The organism is Ruegeria sp. HKCCSP351 (assembly GCF_017872535.1).
Taxonomy (GTDB): Bacteria; Pseudomonadota; Alphaproteobacteria; order Rhodobacterales; family Rhodobacteraceae; genus Ruegeria.
Genome location: NZ_JAEDOV010000011.1, coordinates 107,272 through 127,536, shown reverse-complemented (window position 1 = coordinate 127,536; position 20,265 = coordinate 107,272). Strand labels below are relative to the sequence as shown.

The following is a 20,265-nucleotide window of genomic DNA, read 5'->3' as shown; positions in this document are numbered from 1 at the left end:
AACGGAAAGTGGCCTAAACGAGCACTTGGGGCGGCACAAAAATGGGACAGGTCCAAATACCTCATAACCTGATGGTCATTGGTTCCGCTCAACGGGACAACCAGGCGACAATCTGGTCCGTTTCCGGTCTTCTGCGAGTGCGTTGTGGCATTTGGATCACCAGAGATCGGTCGGTTCGGAAAGACCTGGTATGTGCAACTGTCAGCTCGCCAGAGGCCAGGGCGTCTTCGATCAGGCAAAGGTGTCCCATAAGTATACCCGCGCCGGCCTTCGCCTCCTCAACAGCAAGACTGTAGAGGGAGAATTGAGCACCGCCTTTGACATTATGCAGGTCATAGCCAGAGTGCTGGGCCCATTTGGTCCAATCTTCACTCCACACCAGATCGTGCAGCAACGGCAAATCCCGAAAACCGATTGTGGGGTAAATATGGTCCATTAGCGCCGGGGCACAAACCGGCACGATCTTGTCCGGGCAAACGACCACCTGATTGGCTGTTTGGTCCGGTGGAGCGAAGAAGATCGACAGGTCGAACAGTTCGCGCCCAAGGCTTGGCGGCGCTTCCATTGCAGTGACGGAGAAACTGATGTCGGGAAAATGAGATCGGATCTGGCGCAGCCTTTTGGGGAGCCAAAGCTGAGCAATGGCAGGCAAGGCAGCGATATTAAAATCTGCATTGGGTTTCAGGCTGTGCAGCGCCCGGGTCGCGTCGGCCAATTGGTCAAAAGCCCGGGTAAATCCAGCGACCAGCGATTGCCCCTCGGGTGTGAGTTCGACGCCCTGCGTTTGACGCCGGAAAAGGGGTGCTCCGGCCCAGCCTTCCAGCGTTTTGACGTGTTGCGAGATTGCACCCGGTGTGACGTTCAACTCTTCTGCCGCTGCGACAAAGCTGATGTGGCGCGCCGCCGCCTCGAAAGCGCGCATTGCGTTCAGTGGGGGCCCTTTGGGGCGCTTTGGGGAAACGCTCATCACCATAGCCTTAGTTTTTCTACGCCAAGAAATAACAAATCTGCTTTGCGAAGTCACGCAGCAGCAGTCACAGTGGAAGAAACAGGAGGATGTCAGATGACACTTGCACATAGAGACTGGGTGCCCGCCGCAAGCGAAACGCTGGTTCAGAATATCGCAACAAAGACAGCATCGGCCTCGTCTGGCGACTTATTGGACCTGATCGCGCATCTGGCAGAGGAAAACCGCCGCATTCACGAGAAAGAGTGTTTCAACCTCAACCCCGCGACTAATGTCATGAACCCCAAGGCCGAGGCGCTTTTGTCGTCGGGCATCGGGTCGCGGCCTTCGCTGGGCTATCCCGGTGACAAATATGAAATGGGGCTGGAAGCAATCGAAGAAATCGAAGTCATCGCGGCCGAGCTTTGTGCAGAGGTCTTTGATGCCCGATTTGCAGAGGTTCGCGTGCCGTCGGGCGCAATTGCAAATCTTTATGGCTTCATGGCGACCTGTAAGCCGGGGGATACAATCATTGCTCCGCCCGCAACGATCGGCGGCCATGTGACCCATCATACTGCGGGCTGTGCGGGGTTGTTCGGCCTGCGCACGATCGAGGCTCCGGTTAACACTAACGGTTACACAGTCGATCTGGACCAGCTGCGCGATCTGGCGCGGGCTGAGCGCCCCAAGCTGATCACGATCGGTGGAAGTCTGAACCTTTTTGAACACCCTGTTGCCGAGGTGCGGGCCATTGCGGATGAAGTTGGCGCGAAAGTCATGTTCGACGCCGCGCATCAGTGTGGGATAATCGCGGGGCGTGCGTGGTCGAACCCGTTGAATGAGGGCGCGCATTTCATGACCATGAGCACCTATAAAAGCCTTGGTGGTCCGGCGGGTGGATTGATCGTGTCAAATGAAGTCGACATCGCCAAAGCATTGGATGCCATTGCTTTTCCCGGGATGACGGCCAATTTCGATGCCGCCAAGACGGCCGCGCTTGCGGTTACCATGCTGGATTGGAAAGATTTTGGTCAGGCGTACGCGAACGAGATGATTGCACTGTCGAAAGCACTGGCCGCCGCGTTGGATGCGCGGGGCGTTCGCGTCTATGCGGGTGCGGAAGGCTTCACCAATTCGCATCAGTTCGCGGTTCTGGCGGAGCCCTATGGCGGAGGGCAGGCTGCATCGAAGAAACTTCGCGAAAGCGGGTTCCTTGTGTGCGGCATCGGATTGCCTGTCAAACCGGTTGAAGGGGACTTGAATGGGTTGCGGATCGGCACTCCTGAGTTGGTTCGCTGGGGTATGACCTCTCGAGATGCCGGGCGCCTCGCCGATTTGATCAGGGGAGGACTGGACGGCGCGCCTGTCGCTTCTGAAGTCTCTGCCTGGCGCAGTGAATTCGACACGCTGCATTTCGTGAACTAGGCGCAAGCGGCCGCCACATCCGCCCGGTCTGGTGGCCCCTATCAACTGTTTTCCTGAATAATCGCGTCAATCCTGGCCAATGTAGCGGAGTTGACGGCGACACCTTTTTGACCTGCCGCAAGGCGACATGCACGGCGCCCATCGCCGGGCAGGTGCGCGCCGTCCTGATTTCTGATCGACGCGACCAGGTCAGAAATTGCGTTTGAAAACAGCCCATTTGACGAAACCGCAGGGTCAATAGCGATGAAGAACTGCCCGGTTTTCGGTGGACCTCCAACTGTCCCCGAGAACGGAGAGGCATGCAGCCCCAGTGTAGACCCTGTCAAGGCGGCTGCCATGATTTCAGTCAGCAAAGCGATACCCACACCTTTGTATCCGCCGGATGGGGCCATGCTTCCTTTCAGACCGACATTCGGGTCTGTTGTCGGGTTTCCATGCGGGTCCAGCGCCCAGCCAACCGGGATGGCCTTGCCTTCTCTGGCGTGTTTCATCACCTCGCTTTTGGCGATGGTGCTGGCGCTCTGGTCAATCAGCAAGGAGGGTTGCCCGTCTGGGCCCGGCACCGCAACAGAGAACGGGTTGGTTCCGACAACGGGCTTCGATCCACCCGAAGGTGCAATGGATGCAGGTGCATTGGTGAATCCAAGACCAACCAGACCCGCCTGCGCCAGTCGATACGTGTGATAACCCAACACGCCGCAATTGTAGCTGTTGGTGATCGCAAGGGCTGCGATGCCCTGTTCGCGTGCTGCCGGGATCAATGCTTCAAAGCCCAGGTCAATGGCTGCATGTGCGAACCCGGTCGCAGCGTCTACACGGACAAGGCCGGGGCGCGGGGTTTCCAGCGTCGGTACTGCCTGACCGTCGACCTTACCGCATTGTACATGTTCACAGTAAATCGGGATGTAAGCCAGGCCATGGCTGGCCACCCCATCCGCTTCGGTTGCCGCCGTGGCCACGGCCAGAGGGCGCGCGTTTTCTTCATTTGTGCCAGCGGCAACCAACGCGGTGAAGGACAGCTTTTCGATTTCGGCAAGCGACAGGGTTTGGGTCTCGGTCATCTGATGATCCTTCAGTCATTGTCCGACAGGCCGGAACCAGCGCCAAGCAGTCGGGATTCTTCAGTTGCAGGGGCATATGTACGGTGCGCCATAGAGTTCAAGACCTGCCAAGCCCCGGCGTTAGGGGCGGCACGGCTTTGCAGGGGGCGACCGTTTTGAATGTGGCCGCCCTCAGTAATCTCAACATGATCAGCGCGGTCAAAACTGCAATCTGCACAGCTTAGATGAACACCATCGGTTATCGCAGAATACCCGTCGAAGGATACTTTTACTGTCGTTCCCAGCTTTTTGGCCCCCGCAGCGACAAAGGGCAGCAACAGCAGCGGTGCCGCGAGGTTTGAAATCGAAATGGTGCTTTGGGACAGGACGGTCGGTGAATCCGATATCGCTGTTCCGGTCATCAATGGGCACAGGTCTTGTTCGCCAACCCATACTCCGTTCTGAAGCACAGGAATGTGGCGTTCCAGACAGGGTGCAAATTCACGTTTGAGCAGTTGTGCCAGAATTGCAGGACCGTCGAACCCTTGGGCACTTAGCCAACAGGTGGCCTTTGCAGCCTCTTCCGCTACGCCCCAGGCATATCCGGCCCCGCGGGTTGCGCGTTTGGCGGTTGCTTCGACTTCGTTCAATGAAAAGGTCATTGCGCAACCTCCGGATAAACCCACAAATCTGCGTTCGCGGTATTTAGCTCATCAGGGTAGGGGGCGCCGGCATACATGCAGATGCGGACCCAGCGGTCCGAACGAGGGTCGAAATGCGTCGCGCCAAAGAAGGATAGTTTTGCGCGCAACATATCGATGGGCATCACATTCGCGCCGATTGTGTTGTCATGGATCTCACCATATGGCGCGACACGGCTGATTTGGGCGCGGCGTACGGTGTGGCGATGCTCGGGGTGGCGCAAAAGAAACTCTGCTATCGGCGCATCATCCGGCCACTCTTGCAGAGCCTTGAAAGCCAGCGCTGCATCACGCGCGGGCGCGAGCGGTTGTTCATAGTCTGCAATTGGTTCTTCAAACCGTTCACCCAGTCGAGGCTCCAGCTTTTCTTCGGATACATACCACGCCCGCGTGCAGTTTTCTGGATCATTCCAATCAAGATCCAGCGCCCAGTCAAAACTGTTCCGGATCAAGGCACGCACCCCTGATACCGGCACTGTTCCATCAATAACCTGTGCAGCCGCGTTTGTGTCCGCCATGCAACTGGACAGCCCATCCACGACATCTCCGTAAGGCTCAAGGATCAGAGAGGCCAGCAACTCCTGGCCTTCTTCGCTAAGCGCAGTTTCCGACCATCGGATTATGCGATCCCACGGATGGTCTTGTGTCAGGTCGTCCGTAGCCAGAAATGCGCCGATCGAATTCAGGTCGTCCTTTAGCGCAGCGAGTTTTTCAACCTGTATCGGATGTTCAGAGTGCCACCACGCGATTGACTGTTTGCTGCGCGCAAAAACGTCGCGAAAGACACGCGCGTCTTTTTCGGCTGCTGTCTCAACTGACCGCACGCGCGAGATGGCCTCTTCCCGCGCCATGATCCAGTTGTTGAACAGAACGGGATGGTTCACGATGAACGGCGCCATTCCCAGTCCTGTGGAATTACCGATGCCCAGCCAGCGTGCGATTTCAGGATCAAGCGCGGAGGTCTGATCCCCGCCTTTGACCTGCGCCATATATTGCACCAGATCGCGTACAAAAACCCGTGTCAGATAGACTGACAGCATTTCGATCTGGAAGGGACCACTGACCTCATCCCGGTCCGCCGTTTTCTCACGATCCGCAGCGCCGAATTTGCCCGACCCATAAACGGCCGTGGTCCTCATCAGGTAGCCAACCTGATAAATCTGTTCCAGGTCCGGTTGCTGGCCCGCAGCCAGACGATCCACCACATGAGTCCAGAGTCGCACGGAACGGTTGGCGCGTGACAGTGACAATTCGGTTTCGCTGACACGCCCTGCCTCTTGCAGCGGCACGTTCTGCGACAGGCGATCAATGTCTTCTGGCGTGGGGATGCCATCGAACAGCGCAAAGGTGGCGTCCCACGCTTCGGCGATAACCCGGTCTGACCGTTGATCGGCAGGCAGGTCATGGGCAAAGGCGACCAGCGAATAGGCGCGATCGGGGCCTTGCGCGGTATAGACCGCATGGCCGACACCTTTGTCGTCAATTTCAAATGCAGGGCGCGAAAAGCTCCAGTTTTCATCGGCCATGCGGCGTGTCAGTTGCCGCATAAAGCTGAGCCGACATTGATGCAGTGATCCCAGCCGTGACAACCGCATTACCGTTGCGGGGTCACGTCTGGCGATCTCTGTCTGCGCGTGTGGTTCCATTTGGTTACCTTTGTGGGACGAAGTTCTCGGCAAAGAACCGATACCAGTTCCTGCCCATGATCCCGGCCACTTCGTCATCGTTCAGGCCGGTCGCGCGTAACCCTTGTTCGATGTTTCCAAAGTCTCGGTTGTCCTGAAACCAGCCCGGCATTGGTGGAAACCCCGGGGCAGAGGCCGAGCCTTCGCCATAGTCGATTTCTTTTGTCCACCGCCCCACACGCATCCATTCAACGATGCTGTCAGGCTGATCCTGGCACAGGTCAGTGCCGATCCCCAGATGTTCGGCCCCGTATTTGTCCGCAGTGCGGGCGATCATCTCGCAAAAGCTTTCCAGTGTGCAATCTGACTTGTCCTTCAAGTGATGAGGGTAGACCGAAAAACCCAGCATCCCACCGTTTTCCGTCACGGCGCGGATAACATCATCTCGTTTGTTGCGCAGGGCCGGGGACCATTCGTGCGGATTGGCATGTGTGATTGCGATGGGCCGGTCTGAGAGTTCAGCCGCCTCGATTGTGGACCGGTCAGCCGAATGGCTCATATCCACCACAAGGCCCACGCGGTTCATCTCTTTGATCACCTGCTTGCCCATTCGGGTGATGCCGGTGTCTTCGGCCTCATAACAACCGGTCGCCAGCAGGGATTGGTTGTTGTAGGTCAGTTGCATGAACCGCGCGCCCAGATCGTGCAGGATTTCGACCAGCCCGATATCGTCTTCGATGGGCGAGGGGTTCTGGAACCCGAAGAACACGGCCGTCCGCCCGGTTTCGCGCGCGGTATCGATGTCGTTGGCCCACCGGCCCTTCATGATCAGATCAGGATATTGCTCGAACCAACGGTTCCATTTCTCGAAATTCAGAACCGTTTCGCGGAAATTCTCATGATAGGAGATGGTGACATGGATCGCGTCCACGCCCCCTTCGCGCAATTGGCGGAAGATCTTTTCCGACCAGTTGGCATATTGCAGGCCGTCGATCCGCATCAGACCGGGCCTGCGCTGATATAGGCGGTTTTGACCGTCGTATAGAATTCAGCCGCTGCCTTACCCTGTTCGCGTGGACCATACGAGCTGTCGCCCCGGCCACCGAATGGTACGTGGTAATCGGTGCCAGCGGTGGGCAGGTTGACCGTCACAACGCCGGTGCGCGCGTTGCGGCGGAAATGGGTGGCGCGGGCCAGCGATTTGGTCACGATGCCCGAGGTCAGGCCGAAATTGGTGTCGTTCACAACGCTCAGCGCCTCGTCATAGCTGCCGACCTTGATGACGGATGTCAGAGGCGCGAACATTTCTTCACGGTTGATGCGCATGTCGTTGGTGGTGTTCAGGAACACGCCCGGCGACATGTAGAAACCGTCATGAGGCATCTCCAGGCGCTGACCGCCACAGGCCAGTTCCGCCCCTTCGGATTTGCCCAGGTCGACATAGGCGAGGTTTTCACTCAACTGCTGCTGGCTGACGACGGGGCCCATCTGCACGCCCGCTTCCAGCGCGTGACCCACTTTCATTGCCTGCGCACCGGCAACCAGTTTCTCGACAAAGGCATCGTGGATGCCCGCATGAACCACCAGCCGCGACGAGGCGGTGCATTTCTGACCGGTCCCGCCAAAGGCCCCGCCCAGTGCCAGTGTCACCGCCAGATCCAGATCGGCGTCGTCCATCACGGCCAGCGCGTTTTTGGACCCCATTTCCATCTGCACCTTGGTCAGGTTCTGGATTGCTGCGGCGGCGATGCCTTTGCCCACGGGTACAGACCCGGTGAAGGAAATCGCATTGACCTTGGGGCTTTCCACCAGACGTTGCCCGACCGAACGGCCCGAGCCCATCACAAGGCTGAACAAACCTTTCGGGATATCCTGACGTTCGATGATTTCAGTCAGGGCCACAGCCGAGGCGGGTGTGATGTTGGCGGGTTTCCACACCACCGCGTTGCCATAGCACAGCGCCGGGGCAATCTTCCACGAGGCGGTTGCAGTGGGGAAGTTCCACGGACTGATGATCGCAACTACGCCAACAGCTTCGCGGCGCACATCCACTTCGATATCGGGGCGCACGGAATCGGCGTTTTCACCGATCTGGCGCAGACACTCGGCGGCGTAATACGTGAAGAACTGACCGGCGCGGTAAACCTCGCCCTTGCCTTCGGCCAGCGGCTTGCCTTCTTCGCGGCTGAGCAGAGTGCCGAGTTCCTCGGCGCGGGCCATCAACTCGTTGCCGATGGCGTTCAGGACGGCCTGTTTGCGCTCCAGCCCGTAGGCGGCCCATTCGGCCTGCGCGACGCGCGCCTGATCCAGAGTCGCCTCAAGCTGGTCGGCGCTGGCTTGTGTGAACATGCCAACCAGATCGCTTAAATCCGAAGGATTGCGGTTTTCAATTTCGCTTTCGCCGGCCAGCCATTCGCCGGCAATCAGGTTCAGTTTGGTCACGTCATGCCCCAAATTCGCAAATTTCGATTTGGGTCAGGATGGAACTTTCGGTCAACATCAGTCAAACTCAAATAACTTTAGAAAACTTCAGAAAGTTTGAAGTATGGCGATGAAAGTCGAGATGCTGCGGTGTTTTTGTACCGTGGCCCAAACCGGAAACCTTGCCGAAGCTGCCAGCCGTCTGGGTCGGACACAATCCGCCGTCTCAATGATGCTGAAGCAGTTTGAAGATCATCTGGGTAAGAAACTGTTTGAAGGTGAACGAAAAAACCACCTGTCGCCACTGGGTCAGCAAGTTCTTGACCTTGCGCTTAAACAGGTGCGCGATTTTGATCAGACTGTTCAGAACATAGAAATGGCGGCGCAGGCGGAACAAGGGTTGATCCGCATCGTATCCGTGCCGTCGGTGGGGGCCTTGGTCTTTCCCGCTTTGCTGGGACATATGACATCACGCTTTCCCGGGTTGAAGATCGAATTGCGAGACGGGGATTCGCAACAGGTTCTGGACGCCGTTGCCGGGGATAAGGCGGACATCGGCATTGCATCCGGTCATCATCCCCTGAACGGGGTCAGTGCCGAGCCGCTGTTTCAGGATCGGTTCGGACTGGTCGCAGCTTCTGATCATCCGCTTATGACACGGGCCAAACCGCCTGAAATCTGTGACCTGATGGCGGCGCCCTTCGTGCGAAACGCCTTGTGCGACTTTATCGAGTCCGCGCCTTTCCGAGAGATCCTGGACAGGGCCGAGGTTACCATTCACAACACGCATTCCCTGATCACGACTGTCAGGGCAGGCCAGTGGATCACGGTCCTGCCGCAGACCGTCGCACAGTTCATCCCGGATGCGGTTGCCTTTCGTCCGATTTCAGATTTGCCAGACAAGCGAGAGGTATATATTTACCGTCGGGAAAGAGCCCGCTTCCGCGAGATCACCCAGGCCTGCTGTTCGTATATCCTGTCGAGCGGTTTTGGAAACACTGGCTTGGTGCAGGAGCCAGTTTTGGATTAACCCTGCTCAAAAGCATAAATTAAATAGGTTCTAGCAGACTCGAAGCGGCGCACATGCTAGGTTCCTGAATGAAGTGGGGGACTTCAGAGGGGCAACATGTCTCAGGACCTGAGGGGCTGGCTGAGCGCAATTGGATTAAATGAGTACGCGCAGGCCTTCGCAGACAACAAAATCGATTTCTCCATCCTGCCTGATTTGACGGCCGAGGATTTGATCGAAATTGGGGTGACGGCCGTCGGTGATCGGCGGCGGCTGCTGCGCGCCATCGAACAGATTGATGCCTGCCAAACCTCAGCAGAACCTGAACCTGCTGCACAGCTCGAGCCCGCGCGGCGACAGGTTACTGTGATGTTTGCCGATCTGACCGCATTCACGAAACTATCCAGCGAGCTGGATGCAGAAGATCTGCATGCGCTGCTGAATCAATTCTTTAGCAAAGTGGACAATGTCGTCGAAAAATACGGTGGTCGTATAGACAAGCATATCGGCGATGCGGTCATGGCCGTCTTCGGAGCGCCGATTTCACACACCAATGATACCGAAAGGGCCGCGCGTGCTGCTGCCGAGATACATGCAGCTCTGCCGACCTTGTCACCGCCGCTTTCCTGCCACATCGGTATTGCCTCGGGTCAAGTCATTGCCAGTACGACCGGAAGTCAGTCGCATACGGAATACACCGTTACAGGAGACGGGGTGAATCTGGCGTCCCGCCTGACGGATATTTCCGCGGGGGGTGAGACTCTGGTTTCACACGACATTCAGCGCGCGTTGGGGCCGCTATTCGTGGGCGAATCCATTGGTGTGAAGGCCATCAAAGGGCTGAATGATCCCGTTGAAATTTGGCGTCTGGATCGATTGGCCCGGAACATTCGCACACGGCGTCACAAATTCATCGGGCGCGAGCGGGAATTGTCGGTGTTCTCGGCCACATTTGACCGATGCAAGCGCCACGGCAAGGGCGAAGTCCATGTGATCCTAGGTGAGCCCGGGATCGGGAAAACTCATTTGTCCGAGCAAGTTGCTGAGCTGGCATCCGGCCAGTCCTACACGATCCACAACGGTGTCGTGATGGATTTCGGCGCGCGCGAAGGGCATTCGGCCATTCAGATGGTCGCCCGCAGTATCTTGGGTCTTGACCCGTCGGATGGCGCGGAAACAGGTGCCGCAGCGGCTAGGGACGCAATCGCCAGGGGCTGGGTCAGCCCCCCGAACGCCGCGCACCTCAATGCGCTGCTTGAGCTGGAGCAGGATTCGGGTCTGGCTGAGGTGTTTGCGGTGATGGACAATAAAACCCGCCTGCGCGGACGGCGGCAGGTCATTGAAGAGTTGCTGTCGGCCAGCAGCCAGGAAGCCCCCTTGCTGATCCAGATCGAGGACATCCACTGGGCCTCGCCCGAGATCCTGATGACCTGCTCTCATATAGCGGCGGCAACGCGGAATATCCCTTGCGTGTTGATGATGACAAGCCGGGCCGAAGGCGATCCGATTGACCGGGACTGGCAAATGGCAACCGATGGCGCGCTGGTGTCCAAGATGGAACTGGCGCCGATGGGGGAAGAACATGCCAGACTGTTGGTCGAAGAATTCACGGCCATCGACCCCGAGTTGCTGGACACCTGTGTCAAACGCGCCGGGGGCAATCCGCTGTTTCTTGAACAGTTGTTGCGCAATACGGATGTACTTACCCAACAAAGCGTGCCCGGCAGTATTCAGGGGATCGTTCAGTCCCGACTGGATGCACTTGATCGAACCAGCCGCGCCGCCATTCAGGCAGCATCGGTATTGGGGCAGCGGTTCTCGCCAGAAGTTCTGAACTTCATTCTGGGTGAAGGGCATCTGGATACGACCAGCCTGATCCGATCCGCGCTGGTCCGAGAGGCAGGGCCTGACCTCATGTTCGCCCACGCGCTGATCCGGGATGGATCCTATGCGACGTTGGTCAAATCCGAGCGCGCGCGCCTGCACAGGCAGGCCGCCAAGTGGTTCGAGGATCGCGATGCGACCCTGTGCGCACAGCATCTGGACCGGGCCGGGGCGAATAACGCCGCGCAGGCGTATCTGGAGGCGGCGGACAAACTGATCCAGGCCTTCAGATTCGACGATGCCAGCCCATTGATCGAACGCGCCCTGGAACTGCCGTCCCCTGCAGGTGTCCGGTTCGACCTGCTGTGCGCTCGTGCTGAGACGCACAGGCTTCAGGGTCTGTCCGGCGACGCACTGCGTGAATTTCGGGAAGCTGCCCGGGTTGCCGAAACCGATGAGCAAATCAGCCGCGCGCATATCGGGCTGGCGCAGGCCGCACGGCAAGCCAGCCTGTATCAGGATGCCCTGGAGGCACTCGATATGGCTGAATCCGCCGCCGAGCGTTGCGGGTCAGAGCGGGATGTGGCTCAGATCAGCTACGTGCGCGGTAATGTTTATTTCCCTCTGGGCCGGGACAAGGAAGCGCTGAGCGCCAATGAACGCGCCCTAACGCTTGCCCGCAAACTTGGCTCTGCCCGCCTTGAGGTAGGGGCGCTAAGCGGATTTGGTGATGCAAACTTCATGAAAGCCACCATGAAGACAGCGACAGGCTTTTATACGCAGGCTGTTGAGCGGGCGCGCGAAAAAGGGCTGGTCCGCGATCTGGCTGCCAATCTGCACAATCTCAGCGTCGCGCGCAGTTACACCGGGGACGTCGCACAGGGCAAGGCGGACGCCATTGAGGCTATTGAAATCTCGCAAAAGTACTTTGCCTTTGTTCCGGAATGCGTTGCACAGACCTGCCTGGGCGTGGCCGAGACCTTTTTGGGCAACCTTGATCAGGCGCTGGACGCGTTCATTGTTTCAGCCGAAATTGCGGAACGCGTCGGGGCAAAACGTCTTGAGGCGCAGGCCCTTGAACACCTAGCGCGAACACAGGTTTATACCGGACAGTCAGACCGCGCGCGTACGACTGGGCGTCGCGCGGTTGAAATCGCGCTTGAACATGGGCGGAACTTTGTAGGGCCCAAGGCTCTGTCGGCTCTGGCAATGGCCGAGACCAACCCTGATGAGCAAACGCGCTTGTTGAACCTGGGGTCTGAAATCATTGCCGAGGGATGTGTGGGGCACAGTCACCTGCACTTTTACTCGGATGCCAGCGCCGTCATGCTGGCGCGCGGCGATTGGGACGCAGCAATTGAATATGCAGATGGGCTTGCAGCCTTCACCACCACCGAGCCTTTGCCGATGGTCGATCTGTCCATTCGCCAAACACGACTGCTGGCTGAAAGCGGACAGCAGAACACTCTGCCCAAACAGCACGCGGAATATGCTGACCTGAAAACGCAATTTGCAACGATGGGCGTCACGCAATCCCTTGTGGGTTCAGTGGGGTTTCTGGCTGATTAGGCGACACCGCAGGAGGCTGAATGAGTGTAGAAAGAAAGGTGTGGTTGATTTCTGGCTTGCTGACCCTTGGGCTCGCCGGTCTGTTGCTCAGGCTTTGGATCGACTTGAACCATTTTGAGGGGGATCCAACGCAGCTTCCGGATCAGGCATCGGTGGATGCCTTTTTGGGTGAGCTGGACTCAGCACCAGATTACCGCGTCAAAACGGGGATATTCATCAAATCGTTCAGCTTTCTTGGTGCTAGCGACGTTCAGGTCACCGGCTACATCTGGCAGCATTACGTCGAAGGTGAACATGACAAGATCCGTCCAGCCGAGGGCGAGATCGGTTTCCTTCTGCCCGAAGCGGTCGATACAGCAAATGGCCTGATCGAAGAAGCCTATCGGCTACCGCAACAGGATGGCGTGCTGATCGGGTGGTACTTTGAACAAAACCTTCGTCAGAGCTTTGACTACACCCGTTACCCCTTTGATCACAAAACGGTCTGGGTGCGCGTCTGGCCCGCATCTTTTGACGTCAATGTTGCGCTGGTTCCCGACTTTGAGGCTTATACCGCGACCGGGCCGGATGATATTTTCGGCATCGACAGTCAGATCGTGATGGGCACGTGGGAACGCGAGAACACCTATTTCGACTATAAGCTGTCAAACCTGGATACGACGTTGGGCATCACGCAGAACACCTATCAAACCAACAGGCCCGAACTGCATTATAACTTTGTCATCAAACGCAATTTCGCAAACGCATTTATCGTGCACATGGTCCCGCTGCTTGTCGTGACAATGCTGCTGTTTGGGGCGCTGATGACCGTCACACGCCGTGAGGGGCTGGCCGATCGGCATGACTTCAGCACCTCCAGCGTGATCGGAACATGCTCGGTTCTGTTTTTCGTGATCCTGCTGGCCCATGTGCAGCTGCGCGAAGGGTTCGCGGGCTCTCCCGTGATCTATATGGAGTCGTTCTTTTTCATGATGTACTTCATGCTGCTGGCAGTTTCGGTGAATACATACCTGTTTGCGTCCGACGTTGAGACGTCGTTTGGAATCATCCACTACCGGGACAACCTTATTCCCAAGGCCGGGTTCTGGCCGTTCGTGCTGCTGTGTATGGTCGTGATTACGGCCTATAACCTTAGCTCCAAGGAAAGCCCAAAACCGCCACAAGTCAGCGCAGTGGAAAACTAGAGTGCCGGCTCAAATCCGGGCTTGGGTTCACCCTGCGCCATATCCAGCGTGTAGTCGCTGATGACTTCGGATTTGCCGTCACGCCAGTCTTGCAGGTATTTTTCAGGATCGGCGATTACATAGGCGTAAGCGGGTTTCATCACCCCATCCACGATCACGTTGATCTTTTTGCGGGTATAGACGTTCTTGGACGAGCCCGGACCATGATAGCCTTCCAGTTTGTCCAGTTCGTGCAGGCCCGATTCCGTCACCCGGTAAACCTCTCCGCTTACTTGTTTGCCCATGCCCTGCTGATCGACAAGGGTTGCCATTCGGTGCAGGAAGCCACAATTCGGATTGTCGCAGAACGGTTCATTTGGAACGATCAGGGGCATTGGTTGCCGCGTGCGGGCAGGCCCGACAAAGTCATTCAAAACCCGGTTGTGTGCCTCATGGTTCGGGAACCCCTGTTTCAGGGAGCCGTATGTGAAATACAGATAGGTGGGTTCCTGGATGGCAACAAAGGTTTCGTCACGGCCCTGTTCCGCGTCTTTAATCTTAAGGTTGTGGTCCTGCGCCCAAGCATCCAGCATGGTCCGGATTTCGGGCGGGATATCCATGCCCTGAACAAATTCAATGCACGAGGTTGCATCCATGCCTTTGGCGCGCAACAGGATGTCGACCATCCTTGGGGCTTTGTTCATCACAGCCACATGCAATGCGGTGAAACCGTGATCGTTGACGATATTGACGTCGATGTCGCGGCCGATCAAATCCTGCGCCGCTTCATAGTCGGGCTTACCCAGATCGTGACCGCCTTCGTTCAATTCGCCTTCGCCACCGGCCGCATAATGCAGCAATGAATCGCCGTGGGCTTCGTCCACGATATTGATGCCCACGACACCTTCATCGATGGCGCGGAACACACGTTTCCATTCATTGATATCGTCAGCGGCGGCAGCCTCTCGGGCCCATTTGCACACGCGGTATTTCTGGTCGTCCAGTTCTTCGAACGCCTCGCCCAGTGCTTCCATGATCTGGTCGGGAGTGGCCATCATACCAATCCCCATCCGGCCGTTGGACAAGCGGCCCTCCCGTGGGCCAATGAAATCAATGCCCAGTGTCTTCAGCCTTGCGACATTGTTCTGGGTGGTGATGTTGTTCCACATATTCGTGTTACAGGCCGGGCACAGGATCACGGGCTTCTTCTGGTACTGCCAAGCGACAAAGACCGAGGTCAGAAGATTATCGGCGATCCCGTTTGCCACTTTGCCCATGGTGTTGCATGTGATGGGTGCGACGATCACGCAATCGGCCCAGTCGCAAAGCGCCAGATGCGACGCCCGCACCGGCATGTCGAATTCCATGTAACGGAAGTTCCATTCATCATCGTCGCGGTAATAGTCGTTATGGGTGATCTTGGCGTCGATCCGTTCAGCGCCGAAGTCCCGAAAGAACTTTTCGGCCGAAGTGGAAGGGATCAGTTTGACATTGTGCCCGGCGTCGACGATGCGCTCAACCAGTTCGGGTATCTTGTCTGCCGCTGAAGACCCACAGGCACAAAGGAGCACGTTGCGTTTGCCGCTGCTTACCTGGTTCATCACACCTTTGGGATAGCCGAACATGTTCTTGTTCAGGCTGGGTGTCTCTTCAAGCTTGGAAACGGGAAGACCTGCTTCGATCATGCGGTCCTGAAGGTGACCCGCCTTGATCATGTCCACAATGTCTTCCAGCTTTTCACCTTTGCTGACGCATTGGCCTTGGAAAAACAGGTAGGGAACTTTGGGTTTTTCACCCAATGACACGAGCTGACGCCGCATCTTAATAGCGTTGGGATCGCGACCGCCCACATCCACCTGCTTTACGCTGGTCGCACCGATGTTTGAAAGAACACTTCTGAGCATGTAGGACCACGGGTCTTCATCTTCATAAAACAGAACCATGGGGTTGTTCCTGATAATGCTGGCGACATCTCCGGGGTCTTCGGGCGGCTCAACCGTTTCGATCACCAGCAACGCCGGGTTTTCCAGATCGCGCAGGCCGCGGAATATGTTGCCGCGGGGGGCTTGCCAGACCTGTGACGTTGCGGGGCTCATATCGACAATCGTCACAAGGTCGGTTGCTTCATCATATGCGATACACAGACACCAGAATTCTTCGAGCAAAGCGGTTTCCCGGTAAACGTTTACCGGCGGGCGGATGGCTTCGATCCCGGTTACCCGATTAAAGTCGATATTGATCATCAGGTGACGGTCCGCAATGGCGTCCAGGCCCTGAAGTTGCATCTTGAACCAGTCTTCTGGGGTAACGATCGATGTGTCCTCGCGCGTTCCGAAACTGCGAAGTGAACTGCTCAGGTGCACGTTTTCGGACCCGTTCAGGTATTTCTGGGCCATGTCGTGCATGTCCGCGGCCGTGGCCACCCGTGAGACAACATCCGTGAAAGAGGCTTCGGTGGCCCGCAGCAGCTCGTCTTCGTCCACCTTGTCGTCGCCGTGAATGGCGAGGCTTTCCACCAAAACACCCAAGGAGTTCATGTTCGGAGTGGCGCGGCGGAACAGGTTGCGCCGTTTCTTGGGGTCTTTCGCCAGATAGAGTGTGCTGTCGACATAGTTGCATCGTTGCTTGAATGTCTTCAGATGCGTTTTGACTGCGGCACGCGCCGAGAAGCGTAAAATACCACGCGACCGCATCGAGGTTCCATCACGGTCCGACATCGCCTTCCAAAGTCGGTCTGCGGTTGTAACCCAAAGCTTGCCGTATTTCTCAGGATGTACGTCCATCATGTGCACCAGCCCAGTGCTTGGGTTGCACTTGGCGATGACGGCAAAATGCCCGCCCGGCATATTCGCTTTGCCATGGGCGACGCCGACCTGAAAATTCGCAACCAGAATATCGTTGTCACCACCCAGCCGGTTGGATTCGTCAATCGCATCCAGCAACAGCTGCACGTTTGTCGTGTCCTCGTCCATGAAATAGGCCTGAACCTGAACACTGTCCCGCAAGCCCTGCGAGTGAATGTAGGTACAGGCGACGTCAAACAGCTCACCCAGTGAGATACCGTCATTGACGACGAAAGACGAAGGCAGCGCGCATTCACGGAAAATGTCGTTCACTTCGCAACTGAAGCCCAACGCGGACATGCTGAGGGCGGCAGCCGTTACGCTGCAACAATTGATCGGCTGCTGGAAGTTCTGCAATTGAACACTGACCAGATCGCCGAACATCGTGGCGAAGCAGGGTTGCCGGATTTCCTCTGGTATCTGACGCCAGTTCTCGCTGGACAGAAAAGCCAGCCGCGATCCGTCCAGCGCAAGCGCTTCGAGGCTGACGGGAATGTCTGATATCTGAAGGTGCTCTTCATAGAAATAGTCACCGACATCCGCGCTGGCCAAAGGGTTTCCATTCTGCCGCAGCTGAACCACACCGCGCAGAACTACATACATGCCGCTTGCCGGCAGAACCGTGTTGTCGGTCACCTCGATACATTCGAAATGAGGGTTAATGACAGATGGGTCTGCAATCTTCGCCTCGCCCGGCAGAACCTTGTATATCAGGTTCCAGTCTGCGTCGTTTGGGATATATGATCTGGACGTTTCAATTTGATCTATTAGCACAACTGTTCCCCCCGAAGTTGCGTTTCAAATGTCTAAGTGCGGCCAGCCGGGGCTTTGGGTTTTTCGATGTATACCCGTCATTCTGAGTTTAGGTCGGGCCCGGTTTTGCCTGTCACTGGCCAGGGCCGGCCTGCCAAAGTAAAAAGCATAAGCAAATTGGCCCAATTGGCTGCACAGTATCCGATTTTTGAATAAAAATCACGATGGCAGTGATGTTGGGTTTTAGGCCATCCTCTCCGACAGGCAAATATGCGGTGGACCCTACGCACCGAAGGGGCCGGAAAGCTGTCGGATTTCAGGTTGATCTGCCGTTTAGTCGGCGAACAGGTAGTCCAGCCGCATCACCGCGCTGGCCTTTTCTTCGTCCACCCCTAGAAACTCGGAAATGACGGCTACGTTTTCGGCGCGCTGGGCGGTTTCCCGCAGTCGCAGGTAATTGTCCAAACCGGCGGAGCGGATTTGTTGGGACTCGTAACTCAGATCGTTGCGAAGTGTCGGCAGCAGACGGGAAACAGTCTCAACCGGGCTGTTTTCCCCCGCCAATCCGACGCGGCGCGCATGTCCGATCAGGTATTCGTCCGAGTATTCGCATTCGATCTCAAGCACATGGGTTTTGGCCTGATCACCGCAGAAATCCTGAACAACGTCCAGGTTGGCCGGGTCGAGGCACAGAACCAACTGGTCTGATCCGAAACTTTCGAAAAGCATTCGTACAACGGCCCGCCGATGGCGCGAGCGCTTAGTCAGCGTCGTCTCAATACCGCCCAGATCAGGCAGTTGGGTATCCTCTTCGTTAAACAAGTATTCGACGCAAGGGATATCTGTTTCAGACGCGATCTGATCGACCAGCCTTTTGGCAACATGCCACTTCTTGCTGACGATCACGAACAGCTCTCGGTCAGGGCCCAGAACACTTTCGGCCTCCCAGAAACGTTGCCCGAACCGGCGCCCGATGCGCCCCCGGCCAGCCAGAAACGCATACAGGCTGCGCCCCTCGTTCGAGATGGGAAAGTCGATGCCCTCACTCGCGTAAAGTGAGCCGAGACGCTCTTTCAGCTCATGTGCCTCTGGGCTGATCTTGCGGGCAAACAAATAGTCCTGACCCAGAAGCATGTCATAGTGATCGTTGTAGAACGTGACGGGCATTCCATAATCCGAAAACATCAGAAATGTCGGTGTACGGTTTTCGATTTCGCCCTTCGGGATCAGGTGACGAACCAGCGTTTGAAAGAAGGTTTCATCGGGTATCCAGGTGGTCGAAAAAAACCGGATTATGTCCCTACGCTGCTGCAGAAGATCCAGGATCATCTCGACCGTTCGGCGGCGAAGACACCACCATTGGCTGCCAATCATCACCTGAAGGTCTTCGGGAATTTTGCGCGTCAACCCAAAACGCTTCTGCGTTTCATAGGCGGTGTAGAATAGTTTGGGCTGGGCTCGTTCATTGAAATAATGGCGATAGATTAGCCGGTCTTCTTTCATGCCGGTCTTGATCCAGTCGCTTTCGAAAAAGTCGTGGCTTTCAATGAAATCCTTGTCGTGATTATCCAGAAACCGATGGGTGTATTCTGCCGTTTTGATTGCCATGCAATCACCGGACAGCATATAAAAATGCGTGGCGCGTGGGAAGGTTTCGACAGCAGCCTGCAGCGCGTTCAGCGTGGCCTGCACCAGCGACCACTCTCCCCAGCCGCATTTGATGCGCCTTTTTGCAAAGGTCACGTTCGGATTTTGATCCAGCGCGGAACGGATGCGCCCGTAAGCTTCGGGGCTGGCGCTGGCGTCAAAGTGGATCGCCATGCAATCGCCCGCAGCAGTCAGCTGTTCAGCCTGTGCAATGATTGCATCAGGGTCCTTATGGCACAACAATATATAGGCAATCTTAGCCATCGAGATTAGGTAATTTCCGTTTCTGCCCGGTTTCAACCGTGATACTGAGGATGAGCGATTGAATAAACAGAATAATTTTGGTTCCTTGTTATCAAAAGCTGGCATATCGGTTTGAGACCAGACCAGCGTAGGAGGCACAGCAGATGGGTTTTCCCGGTACCTGGATGACCGAGAGCGAAAGCATGGTGTACCGCGTCGTGCCCAAATGCGCCTGCTCGACCATTGGGCAGATCATGTATTATTCGGATCACGGCCAGTTCTTTGACGGCGATATCCATGACGCCAAGGATGGTATGCACAAATGGGCCTTTGATCAGAGCCAGGACCTGATTTCCAAAAATGTGCGCGATCACGCCTCGTATTCCTTTACCTGTGTGCGCAACCCGTACACGCGTATTCTGAGCTCGTTTTTTGACAAGATCTGCGGGATCCAGCGTAACGGCAAACGGTATCGTGGCAATCTGGTGCCAACGCTGATCTACAATTACGGGATCGAAGTGGGCGGAGACGATGGCAAGGGAGAGTTTGACCAGATCGCCAGCTTTCGCCGGTTCCTGCTGTTTGCGCGTGATACCATCCGCTGGCGACGCCCGATGGACCCGGATATTCACTGGTCAGCCATGTCTGGTCACGTGTCGACCTTCATCGTGAACGGCGGTCGTTATGATCGGATCTTCTGGACCGAAGCGTTCAACGATGGGATGCAGGGGGTTCTGGATAATACCAAGCTGAAGCATTCAGTTTCGCTGTCCGAAATACCCCGATTCAACGAATCCGAAGGCCATGGACCCAAGCGCGCACATCCGGTTGAGGACTATTTCGACGACCTGTCGATGCATCTGGTCTATGAAATCTACAAGCAGGATTTCGAGTTGTTCAAATACGATTTCGAAAACCCGGCAAACAAGATGCCGATTGGCGAAATCGATCTGGACGAAATTCACGCCAAGCTGGGCGATTGATCTTAAGGCAGGATGCCCCATCCATCGTAAACGTTTCTTGCGAAACACCTGCTCTGGTTGGGTCCGAGAGCGC

General features: G+C 56.5%; 13 protein-coding genes. 5 read left to right on the top strand and 8 right to left on the bottom strand.

Annotation, left to right across the window (positions count from 1 at the left end; genetic code table 11):
- Positions 1 to 88: 88 nt before the first annotated feature.
- Positions 89 to 967 carry a LysR family transcriptional regulator gene (locus tag I9182_RS18745; RefSeq protein WP_209599246.1) on the bottom strand — a complete coding sequence of 293 codons (879 nt, stop codon included), beginning with the start codon at positions 965 to 967 and terminating at the stop codon, positions 89 to 91.
- 96 nt (positions 968 to 1,063) lie between these two features.
- On the opposite strand from I9182_RS18745, the gene I9182_RS18740 reads away from it, so the two are divergent.
- Positions 1,064 to 2,371, top strand: a complete 1,308-nt coding sequence (locus I9182_RS18740; RefSeq protein ID WP_209599245.1) for an aminotransferase class I/II-fold pyridoxal phosphate-dependent enzyme — start codon at positions 1,064 to 1,066, stop codon at positions 2,369 to 2,371.
- Between the two features lie 41 nt (positions 2,372 to 2,412).
- Here I9182_RS18740 and I9182_RS18735 read toward each other — a convergent pair whose 3' ends face one another.
- Genes I9182_RS18735 through I9182_RS18715 form a run of 5 tightly spaced genes read right to left on the bottom strand, consistent with a single transcriptional unit; the run spans position 2,413 to position 8,179 of the window.
- On the bottom strand, positions 2,413 to 3,432 hold the full coding sequence (locus I9182_RS18735) for an Ldh family oxidoreductase (protein WP_209599244.1): 1,020 nt from the start codon (positions 3,430 to 3,432) through the stop codon (positions 2,413 to 2,415).
- Positions 3,433 to 3,443: 11 nt separating this feature from the next.
- Positions 3,444 to 4,073: a DUF3726 domain-containing protein gene (locus tag I9182_RS18730; protein ID WP_209599243.1), complete on the bottom strand. Its 630-nt coding sequence runs from the start codon at positions 4,071 to 4,073 to the stop codon at positions 3,444 to 3,446.
- Positions 4,070 to 5,758, bottom strand: a complete 1,689-nt coding sequence (locus I9182_RS18725) for a hypothetical protein (RefSeq protein WP_209599242.1) — start codon at positions 5,756 to 5,758, stop codon at positions 4,070 to 4,072. Before I9182_RS18725 ends, I9182_RS18730 begins: the two co-directional genes overlap by 4 nt.
- A 4-nt stretch (positions 5,759 to 5,762) precedes the next feature.
- On the bottom strand, positions 5,763 to 6,737 hold the full coding sequence (locus I9182_RS18720) for a membrane dipeptidase (RefSeq protein WP_209599241.1): 975 nt from the start codon (positions 6,735 to 6,737) through the stop codon (positions 5,763 to 5,765).
- A complete protein-coding gene (locus I9182_RS18715) occupies positions 6,737 to 8,179 on the bottom strand; it encodes an aldehyde dehydrogenase family protein (protein WP_209599240.1) in 1,443 nt (480 codons plus the stop codon). The genes I9182_RS18720 and I9182_RS18715 overlap by 1 nt, the downstream gene beginning before the upstream one ends.
- 103 nt (positions 8,180 to 8,282) lie before the next feature.
- On the opposite strand from I9182_RS18715, the gene I9182_RS18710 reads away from it, so the two are divergent.
- The 3 genes from I9182_RS18710 to I9182_RS18700 all read left to right on the top strand — a co-directional run bounded on the left by I9182_RS18710 (position 8,283) and on the right by I9182_RS18700 (position 13,744).
- Entirely contained in the window at positions 8,283 to 9,188 is a 906-nt protein-coding gene (locus I9182_RS18710; RefSeq protein ID WP_209507261.1) for a LysR family transcriptional regulator, read from the top strand.
- Between the two features lie 96 nt (positions 9,189 to 9,284).
- Positions 9,285 to 12,560, top strand: a complete 3,276-nt coding sequence (locus I9182_RS18705; protein ID WP_209599239.1) for an adenylate/guanylate cyclase domain-containing protein — start codon at positions 9,285 to 9,287, stop codon at positions 12,558 to 12,560.
- 20 nt (positions 12,561 to 12,580) lie between these two features.
- Positions 12,581 to 13,744, top strand: coding sequence for a hypothetical protein (locus I9182_RS18700; RefSeq protein ID WP_209599238.1), 1,164 nt, complete (start codon positions 12,581 to 12,583; stop codon positions 13,742 to 13,744).
- Here I9182_RS18700 and I9182_RS18695 read toward each other — a convergent pair.
- Both I9182_RS18695 and I9182_RS18690 read right to left on the bottom strand, forming a co-directional pair.
- Complete coding sequence (locus I9182_RS18695; RefSeq protein ID WP_209599237.1) at positions 13,741 to 17,340, bottom strand: flavoprotein; 3,600 nt, start codon at positions 17,338 to 17,340, stop codon at positions 13,741 to 13,743. The genes I9182_RS18700 and I9182_RS18695 overlap by 4 nt on opposite strands.
- A gap of 312 nt (positions 17,341 to 17,652) precedes the next feature.
- Complete coding sequence (locus tag I9182_RS18690; RefSeq protein WP_209599236.1) at positions 17,653 to 19,230, bottom strand: DUF5928 domain-containing protein; 1,578 nt, start codon at positions 19,228 to 19,230, stop codon at positions 17,653 to 17,655.
- A gap of 143 nt (positions 19,231 to 19,373) precedes the next feature.
- Between I9182_RS18690 and I9182_RS18685 the strand changes: the two genes are divergently transcribed.
- Complete coding sequence (locus I9182_RS18685; RefSeq protein ID WP_209599235.1) at positions 19,374 to 20,192, top strand: sulfotransferase family protein; 819 nt, start codon at positions 19,374 to 19,376, stop codon at positions 20,190 to 20,192.
- Positions 20,193 to 20,265 lie beyond the last annotated feature (73 nt).